Annotated in this window: 10 protein-coding genes; 8 read left to right on the forward strand and 2 right to left on the reverse strand. The window is 48.6% G+C overall.

What is annotated here, in order from left to right:
* Positions 1 to 111 precede the first annotated feature (111 nt).
* Both HOK28_13300 and HOK28_13305 read left to right on the forward strand, forming a co-directional pair.
* Positions 112 to 321 carry a hypothetical protein gene (locus HOK28_13300; GenBank protein ID MBT6434068.1) on the forward strand — a complete coding sequence of 70 codons (210 nt, stop codon included), beginning with the start codon at positions 112 to 114 and terminating at the stop codon, positions 319 to 321.
* Positions 322 to 679: 358 nt separating this feature from the next.
* On the forward strand, positions 680 to 1,687 hold the full coding sequence (locus tag HOK28_13305; protein ID MBT6434069.1) for an SAM-dependent methyltransferase: 1,008 nt from the start codon (positions 680 to 682) through the stop codon (positions 1,685 to 1,687).
* Between the two features lie 10 nt (positions 1,688 to 1,697).
* Here the strand turns inward: HOK28_13305 and HOK28_13310 are convergent, their stop codons facing one another.
* A complete protein-coding gene (locus HOK28_13310) occupies positions 1,698 to 2,651 on the reverse strand; it encodes a mechanosensitive ion channel (GenBank protein ID MBT6434070.1) in 954 nt (317 codons plus the stop codon).
* 317 nt (positions 2,652 to 2,968) lie between these two features.
* Here HOK28_13310 and HOK28_13315 point away from each other — a divergent pair, with 317 nt between their 5' ends.
* The 5 genes from HOK28_13315 (at position 2,969) to HOK28_13335 (ending at position 6,671) form a co-directional block, all read left to right on the forward strand.
* A complete protein-coding gene (locus tag HOK28_13315) occupies positions 2,969 to 3,856 on the forward strand; it encodes a hypothetical protein (GenBank protein ID MBT6434071.1) in 888 nt (295 codons plus the stop codon).
* Between the two features lie 39 nt (positions 3,857 to 3,895).
* Entirely contained in the window at positions 3,896 to 4,288 is a 393-nt protein-coding gene (locus HOK28_13320) for an endonuclease/exonuclease/phosphatase family protein (GenBank protein MBT6434072.1), read from the forward strand.
* A gap of 271 nt (positions 4,289 to 4,559) precedes the next feature.
* On the forward strand, positions 4,560 to 4,886 hold the full coding sequence (locus HOK28_13325) for a hypothetical protein (GenBank protein MBT6434073.1): 327 nt from the start codon (positions 4,560 to 4,562) through the stop codon (positions 4,884 to 4,886).
* A 294-nt stretch (positions 4,887 to 5,180) separates the two neighbouring features.
* Positions 5,181 to 5,624, forward strand: a complete 444-nt coding sequence (locus HOK28_13330; protein MBT6434074.1) for a hypothetical protein — start codon at positions 5,181 to 5,183, stop codon at positions 5,622 to 5,624.
* 69 nt (positions 5,625 to 5,693) lie between these two features.
* On the forward strand, positions 5,694 to 6,671 hold the full coding sequence (locus tag HOK28_13335) for a hypothetical protein (protein MBT6434075.1): 978 nt from the start codon (positions 5,694 to 5,696) through the stop codon (positions 6,669 to 6,671).
* A 500-nt stretch (positions 6,672 to 7,171) separates the two neighbouring features.
* Here the strand turns inward: HOK28_13335 and HOK28_13340 are convergent, their stop codons facing one another.
* Entirely contained in the window at positions 7,172 to 7,534 is a 363-nt protein-coding gene (locus tag HOK28_13340) for a DUF805 domain-containing protein (protein ID MBT6434076.1), read from the reverse strand.
* A 225-nt stretch (positions 7,535 to 7,759) separates the two neighbouring features.
* Between HOK28_13340 and HOK28_13345 the strand changes: the two genes are divergently transcribed.
* The coding region (locus tag HOK28_13345; protein ID MBT6434077.1) for a hypothetical protein at positions 7,760 to 8,049 on the forward strand (290 nt) is incomplete at its 3' end.

Here is an 8,049-nt window from a genome sequence, read left to right on the forward strand (position 1 = left end):
CAGGTGCGCTATCATGGGGTATTGGCATCGGCGTCGTCACTTCGCTCGTTTGTGGTTGTTTCTGGAAAAAGCCGGGTAGAGAATTCCCAGAATGAATGTTGGTCTGAGCTCATGAAGCGAGCATTTAAGCTTGATGTTTTAGAGTGTCCGCGATGCCAAGGGCCTATGCGCTTGATTGCGTGTATTATGGAGCGCGATGCGATTCGCGCAATTCTCGGTTCGATGGGCCTTCCTGCAGATTCCCCCGATTTTGATCCGTCTCAATTTATTGCTCAGCGAGAATTTGATTTTGAGAATGAATGGGAGTGGGGAGCAGCTTGAAATCTCCCAATATTCGAAGCCTTTTTTGTAGCTTTGGTGGATAGGTGTGTGTTGAGCCCCAGACTGAGCCCAGTTGCGGGCGTTGGTTAGCCGGGTAGGGCGCTGAATTTCTCTATTTCAGGCTAAAAATGGAAGAACTAGCGATTTTCGGCAAGTCGAAAGCGTGATGTTATACATTCAGGCTCTAGGGTTTTGGTAGGTTGAATTCCCTAGGTACACCGACAAAGTACTGCAGAGCAACTATAGAATGGCAACTGGCGCCTACGCGAAAAAGCTCATCAAAGAGCACTGGGCCGACGCCAATCCAAAAGCTCCCAAGAAATAGTCTCAGAGTCTTTGACTCACCCCAGGCAGTGACATGAACGACGACTTTCTATCCTCTCTGTTTCTCCCTGCGCTCCAGAAGCGAGAGCAACTTATTGAGACACTCCATGCCGAGCAAACAACCTGCTACCGGCTCTTTCATGGAACCAACGAAGGTTGCCCAGGACTCACCGTAGACCGCTACGGCGATTGCCTACTCGTTCAAACCTGGCGTGAACCGATTGAAACCAAACTTTTAGAGACCCTTCAAGCAAGCGTTGCCGATGCAACCGGCTTGTCGCTCACACCGGTTTGGAATCACCGGGCCAAACGCGGCTCAGCCGATCACAGCCTGCACCCCGTGGAATTGGAAGATGAATCCAAAGGCCTTGAGTTTGGACTCACCTACGACACCCGACCCAGACACCGAGGCATGGATCCACTGCTCTTTTTAGACTTTCAAGCAGCCCGTCGACACATTAAAAGTTTTGCTGCCGGCAAAAGCGTTTTGAACCTTTTCTCCTATACCTGCGGTGCAGGAATGGCCGCCGTAGCCGGCGACGCCAAAGAAGTTATCAATGTGGACTTTGCTCAATCAGCACTTGAAGTGGGTCGAAGCAACTACATTGCCAATGACCTAGAAGATGCATTCAACGCAATTCATGAAGATGCCATTCCGATTATGTTGCAATACGCAGGACTCGGCGTTCGAGGCCGACGCCAGAAACGCTCTTTTACCGCGGTAGAAGAAAAATCGTTTGATCTGGTGATTCTCGATCCGCCCCGATACGCCAAGAGTCATTTTGGGATTGTTGATACCGTAGGCGATTACCAGAGCCTCTTTAAACCAGCCCTGCTATCCACACGACCTGGCGGTCATATGCTGGTCACCAATAATGTTGCATCCGTGAGCCGTAGCGACTTTGAAAATATGCTCACCAAGTGTGCCGCAAAAGCTGAGCGCCCTGTGAGCAATTTAGAATTCATCGATGTTGAACAAGATTTCCCCAGCCCCGACGGGCTGTGGCCACTTAAGATGGCATGGATTGAGCTAGAGGCTTGAGCCTTTTGCCTTAGACCGATTCGCTCTTAGGAACCGGACCCTCACCACTGAAATGGGGTAAAGTCTGCGGCGCATCGGCTTGAACACGATGATGAAATCCATGACACGTAATCCCATTGCGATGAAGGCTCATGGATAACGTCGTTCTAATGTCATGAGTTAAAGTCCAGCCATCTGCCGGCGTATCTACCCATCCCGCAACCCAGCAACGGATACCATCTTTTGCCATCTCCATGACCCAAAAAGACGGTTCTTCGTAAGCTACGAAAGCGCTCGATGAAGCCGTTGCCTCCATAGCTAGCCTTTTCACCTCATCTAGATCTGCTTCATAAGACACCCAAAATTCAACATATGACCATTGGAAGGTATCCACGAGTGAGTAATTGATAAAGTTCTTATTCAGCAACTCACTGTTGGGAATAATATAGCGACGCCAATCCCAAACCTGAATAATGGAATATGTAAGCGAGATATCTTCTACTTTACCCCAGTGACCATCAATGAGCAGTGTATCGCCAATGCGCAGCGGCTGAGTAAAAGCCAACACAATCCCAGCAATCACATTTTCAATAAAAGGGCGGGCTGCAATACCCACCATGACTGTCACTGTACCCAAAAGAAACGAAAGCAAAGCGGCCGGGATTTTATCAAGCATGGGAACGCAAATCGCGATAAGCCACGCCAAGCAAACGACAGGGTAAACAACTCTCTTCATTACCCTAAAACGAGTTTGAATACTCTCAAGACCATGCTCACGGAAAGTCTCACCACCGTCGTCGAGCGGAGAATCAGTCTGAATGGTTGAAACTGATTCAAGATGCTTTAAACGATCTTGCAGCCTGCGCTCAATGAGAGCGAAACGACGCGACACCAATACGATCAGCATGGTCGCGACAAGGCTGGCCACCAGGACCCACGCTGCAAAGATGTTTTCCACTAAGGAGATTCTGATTAACTCGATCATTTTTCACGCTTAGGCGAGGGTGGCTCAACTCGTCAAGCACATTAGACCATTCAAAGGATCGCAAAATCACCTGCTCCAAGACCGCGGGTAAGTTGTCACATCCCGCTCTGACCAAGCACTATCATGTAAACGTTTAGAACCACCCCACTGCTTGTCTACCAATAGAGACACGAGCTACAGAGCCGCCACCCTTTATGTCTCTGTAAACAAAGGACTTTTCTGAGATAGCGGTATGGTATAAAGATTGCTTTCATCATTGCTCGAATTCCTTCCGGACAAACCTGAAGGGTCTGTTTGAAGTCACTAAGGAGAACCCTATGCAATTCACTCGCCTTACATATATCGCTCTGTGCCTTTGCTCATTGCTCTGCTTTGCAGGATGCGAAACCGCCCCAAGTACAAATCCAGGCGGCCAAGTGAGCTGCACCCCTGAAGAGTGTGGCCCTGAGCCTGGCATGCCCAATTCCTTATGCGAAGATGGTGTCACCATCGCGGGTCCAGGAGATTGCGAAGCCCAAGAAGATGGGTCTTGTGGCTGGACGATTGTGGAGTGCCCAGATCCATCCGATCCATGCGACGACCTCGATTGTTGGCCCTGCGCCAACGGTGAATGTGTACCTGAAGGTGAGGCTTGTGAACCCGGTGAATCCTTCGATGCCGCCGATGGCTGCAATAGCTGTGAGTGTCCCGACTCCGGAATTATGGCCGAGGCAAGCTGCACCGAGATGGCGTGCGAGAGCAGCTGCGGCTCATCCCAAGATTGTCCTGAAATACAGTTTTGCGATTTTCCATACGACGAATGCGGCGTCTCCATCAATTCGACGATGTCTGGCACCTGTCAAACACGACCTGAAACCTGTGACAATGGCGGAGCCGGTGCTTGTGGATGTGACGGCACCTTTCGTACCAACGACTGCGAACTTCAAAGCGTTGGAACGGATTACCAAAAATACGGAGGCTGTGAGTCACCGGACGAAATCGGAGAATTTCTATGCGGCACCACGCGGTGCGATAGCCAAGCTGAAATGTGCAATATTAGCATGAACGACATTGCAGGCGAAGACAGTGAACCGGACTTCTATTCCAATTGTGCGCCCCTCCCTGACAATTGCGCTCAAGGTGATTGCAGCTGCGTGGACACTTCCTCTGCCACCGAGTGCATGAGCATTCATGGTTTTACCACTATGTTCTACCCCGGCGGATAAACACTTTCCCTTCACAGGCAGCTCGATTAAATAGTCTTTATGATATTTAGGTCGAGCCCACATCTCATTGCGCTACTTAGTCTGCTCACCTTGGGGTGCGCTGAAACAATCTCTGACCTTCCTCCAGAACCCGTACCAGAGCTTGATGCTTTTGAGACTTCTTTTGGGGATGATGAGCATTTCGACTTCATCACCTGGAACATCGAAACTTTCCCAAAACACTCCAAAAGCGTGGAGTATGCGGTAAAGAGTCTTCGGGGATTGCGTCCCGACGTTGTGGCTATCCAAGAAGTGTGGAGTATCAGCGCGCTCAATGAGCTCACAGCTCAGCTTGAAGATTATCAAAGCTATGCACCGCCCGATGTAGAAGACACCGGCTTGGCCTGGCTCTACAATACGGCAACCACTGAACTCCTTGAACCGCCCTACTAGGTACCTGGGCTTATACGAATTCGAATCAAATATCATAATAAATCATTCGTGAGTGTTTTATCGAGTTGGATAATAGCTCTAATCATAGCAACCATTAATCTTGTTCTTTATTCATTGCCAATCATTGAGGCTTGGATGTTTATAGGCTTCATGGTTGTTCCAGCAGTTCTCTTATGGCTAGGACGTCCGAAGTTTTATTAAACCCAAAAACCCTTATTCTGTCCTTTAAAGTTATTTTCAATTTTGGCGTGTGAAAAGGAGTAGCACTTTCATGGAGCAACCATATGAAAGGGCATGGCAACGTTATCGAAGATTCCGTCTGATTGGCTTCTTAGGTTTGATTATGTTCTTTCCTGGAGGATTCGTGTTTGCATCCATGATGGCTTTACCAGGTGCGGGAAACTTTAATTTCGAGATGGGGGCGTTATTTATTCTAGTTTCGCCAATGCTGATTTCTGATGTCTGGCTGCGTATGTTTAAGTGTCCACGCTGTAAGCGCGCCTTCTTCGGCGCTTTACCTTTTGCGGGAGTTATTGGTCGTATGACGACAAAGCGTTGTGTGCATTGTGGACTTGGTAAGTTTGATGAGCAAGATTGAGATTTAAGAGAATGACTTTCCACAAAATTAAAGAATATAAAATCTCTGATACTTATCTGAGAAATCTGAAAACTATCCGGAATATTTTTGCTGCTTTTTTTCCAGTTTCAATAGTTGCCATTTATTTATCAATGAACTCCAACTTAAGTTCTCTTACTTTAATGATGGGATCTATGTCATTTGGTTTGTTTGTGATTGCTGGCTTTATTGAGAGATATCGAAAGTCATGCCAGTACCTAGCTGGACCAGGCTGAGAGGCAATGGCGAAGTTATCAGTGGGATGCTGCCGGCTGCATGACCCAGATAGAGCAAGGCAATACCCTGAATGATGGGCCTGAGGTCATCACAGAGCGGGTTTGCGATAGTTCTGGCGACCGGGTGTATCGCAAAACAACCAATAGAATAAAATCAACCACCAATCGTGTAATTGATTTCGCTGGATTTGCGGAAATTCGGCCCGACGATGGTGTGGTTCTTTTTAGAATGCCGGTAAATGGCTCTGTAGTAATCGAAGAGGCTCGAAATACTATAAATGGAACTCGCAATGAAGAAGAGTCCGGATACATTCATCAAGATATCCGTGGCTCAGTATTATCGAAAACCAGTTTCACCCATGACTGGACCATTCCCCAACTAAGTGCCGAAACAGAATACGATGCATGGGTCAATGATTATGAGAATAGATTAAGCAGGAACTTGTGCATGTCGCATTTGGGCGGGCAAGCGGTTTCATTTTGACTTGATGCGACAGCGCCTTATTGATTTCTTTGTCTTTTCCTTAGGCACGTGGCTTGCTCGGCTTTCGGCATGCCAGAAAAAATATCAGAAGACTCTCCCAAAATAACTCACGCCCGATATCTTCAGCCAGGAATGGTTTACCACATCATTAGCAAGACGCTTCGCGGACAATTTCTTCTAGCTCCCAAGAAAGGCGTGTCATCACTTTGCGGAGGCGTAGTTGCGATGGCTCGTCAAAACTGGCCAGAAGTGAAGCTTTATGGCTTTGCGTTTATGTCCAACCATATTCACTTGATGGTTTCTGGTTATGGCCATGATGTTTCGGGTTTTGTAGGTTTTATTAAGCGGGAAATATCTCGGCGTTTGGGTCAACGCTATAAACTTCCTGGCACATTCTGGCACCAGCGATTTGTGGCAACAGCTCTTCCCACTGAAGAGAGCCAGGTGAAATGTTTGAAATACATTCTAAGCCAAGGAGTTAAAGAAGACCTTGTTGAGAGGCCCGAGCATTGGCCAGGCTTGCATTGCGCAAGGCATATGATGACGGGTGCACAAATTAAGGCAGAATGGCTTGATGCCACCTCGTATCACCGCGCAAAGACAATCCAATCAAGGCTGGCGCGTAAGAGAAGGCTTAATAAGTCTGATTATATTCAGCAGCTTGATTTAGCTGTGGATGCTTTGCCGTGCTGGGAGCATCTAAGCGTTGATATAAGGCGGGCGAATACATGCGCTTTAGTGTCGGAAATCGTTGCCACGGAAAAAGCACGCAGGAAGCGCGAAGGAAAGACGGTCGTAGGTCGTAAAGCTATACGGAGCATGAGCATAGTCGTTTGTACGAAGCCTTTATTACCTCCGTGGTGGAGAGAGCGTCGCCGCCAGTTAACTGCATGGGCGAAGCGCTATCATGCATCTACCAGAGCTTATGTTTCTGAGTATTGGTGTTTTCAGCGAGGGTATCGCGCAGCCAGTATAAAGCTTTTAGGCGCGGGAGTTCCGAGCGGATTCCCAGCATCTTGTTGGACGCCTTCCTTTTATCAGCTTTGAGTCTTGGCGAGTTCGTTTGGTATTTAACCACATAGGCACAAGTGCGTTTCAGCTCTTAAATTGTCCGATTGTTTGGCTAATGGTTTTTGGTTTGGAGAGTCTGGATTTAGTTATAGCGAGGTCAGAGGGAAACAAAACCGAGTAATTGTCTTGTTTCAACACACATTGCTGCTTAATCTAGTCCTAGTCCCATTGAACAACGTGTGTCAAAGCTGGGCATCGAGCGTCGGGTGGGAGCCGTGGTCCCTTATTTCTCCATGGCTGCCTCGGTCCTGGCGGAGACGGACCTCTTGCTTACGGTGCCTTCTATGAGCATGGAGCCCACTCGCAAGGCCTTTGGCGTGGTCTGTCGAGAGGTGCCGTTTGTGCTTCCGCAGATGAGCCTCTCCTTGTTTCGAAGTGCCACCAACGGAGACGAACCGGGCGTGCGCTGGTTCCTGGAGACCGTCGAGTCCGCTTGTCGGAGGCTGTAGGGTCCAGGTACGATAAGTGGATTTTGCTTACGCTGCGGTTGCCAGTGGGTCGGGGCCAAAGCGGTTAACGCCTTCGGTGCCCTTGGTGAAAGACCAGACCAGCATGATAAATGGACCAATAAGTGGAATCATGGTTCGCAGGTAATGCCAGCCTGATTTATCTAAATCGTGAAGACGTCTGATGCTGACGGCGAAGACGGGTGGGATAACCGCAACCTGCAAATACATAGCAGCAGTGGCGATATTAGGAACGGTTATAGTGAGAGTTGTAAGTGCGAGAGAAATAAGAACCATAGATATACACCAACCCCAGTATTGGCTGCGGCTGGCTCGGCCAGAGAAGTTTGCGTAGTTTTTAAGTTCGTTGAAAATGCTGGTTTGAATGTTCATGGTGAGGCTCCTGTTTAAGTGTTTCTGCTCTTTTAAAAGCAGGGAGCGTGCCAAAAAATCACGGCAATGATTTCAGTAACTTATAAGACTATGCTTCATATCCCCCAGCCACTTGTCCATTTTGAAGCACATCCAGTTCATCTTGCAACACTTTGCCCTTCCTCTTGGATTGGGAAAGGATTGAGCGGCTATCCGGAGTCTGCAAGAATCTAGCTGGGGAAGCACATGCACCGAAGTTTGGTTCACATTCTGGCCATTGCCTTATTCACCGCGGGCTGCACCGCCGAGTGGATAATTCCGGAAGACTATTATGTGGAATGCGAAAGCAATGCAGATTGCCCCGATACTGCAGAGTGTATGCTCACGGATGATGGCACCGCCCGGGTATGCGTAACCGCAGGCCGGGCAGAGTGTGGCAATGGTGTGCAAGAAGCCGGCGAAGAGTGTGACGACGGAGACAACAACACCACCGAATACGGCCTCCGTGGCCGCTGCAACCTGAAGTGTGATGATTA

The organism is Deltaproteobacteria bacterium (assembly GCA_018668695.1).
Classification (GTDB): Bacteria; Myxococcota; XYA12-FULL-58-9; order XYA12-FULL-58-9; family JABJBS01; genus JABJBS01.

Coding starts and splice junctions, on each gene's coding strand:
- HOK28_13300 (MBT6434068.1), top strand. CDS start 112: ATGAAGCGAGCATTTAAGCTTGATGTTTTAGAGTGTCCGCGATGCCAA.
- HOK28_13305 (MBT6434069.1), top strand. CDS start 680: ATGAACGACGACTTTCTATCCTCTCTGTTTCTCCCTGCGCTCCAGAAG.
- HOK28_13310 (MBT6434070.1), bottom strand. CDS start 2,651: ATGATCGAGTTAATCAGAATCTCCTTAGTGGAAAACATCTTTGCAGCG.
- HOK28_13315 (MBT6434071.1), top strand. CDS start 2,969: ATGCAATTCACTCGCCTTACATATATCGCTCTGTGCCTTTGCTCATTG.
- HOK28_13320 (MBT6434072.1), top strand. CDS start 3,896: ATGATATTTAGGTCGAGCCCACATCTCATTGCGCTACTTAGTCTGCTC.
- HOK28_13325 (MBT6434073.1), top strand. CDS start 4,560: ATGGAGCAACCATATGAAAGGGCATGGCAACGTTATCGAAGATTCCGT.
- HOK28_13330 (MBT6434074.1), top strand. CDS start 5,181: ATGACCCAGATAGAGCAAGGCAATACCCTGAATGATGGGCCTGAGGTC.
- HOK28_13335 (MBT6434075.1), top strand. CDS start 5,694: ATGCCAGAAAAAATATCAGAAGACTCTCCCAAAATAACTCACGCCCGA.
- HOK28_13340 (MBT6434076.1), bottom strand. CDS start 7,534: ATGAACATTCAAACCAGCATTTTCAACGAACTTAAAAACTACGCAAAC.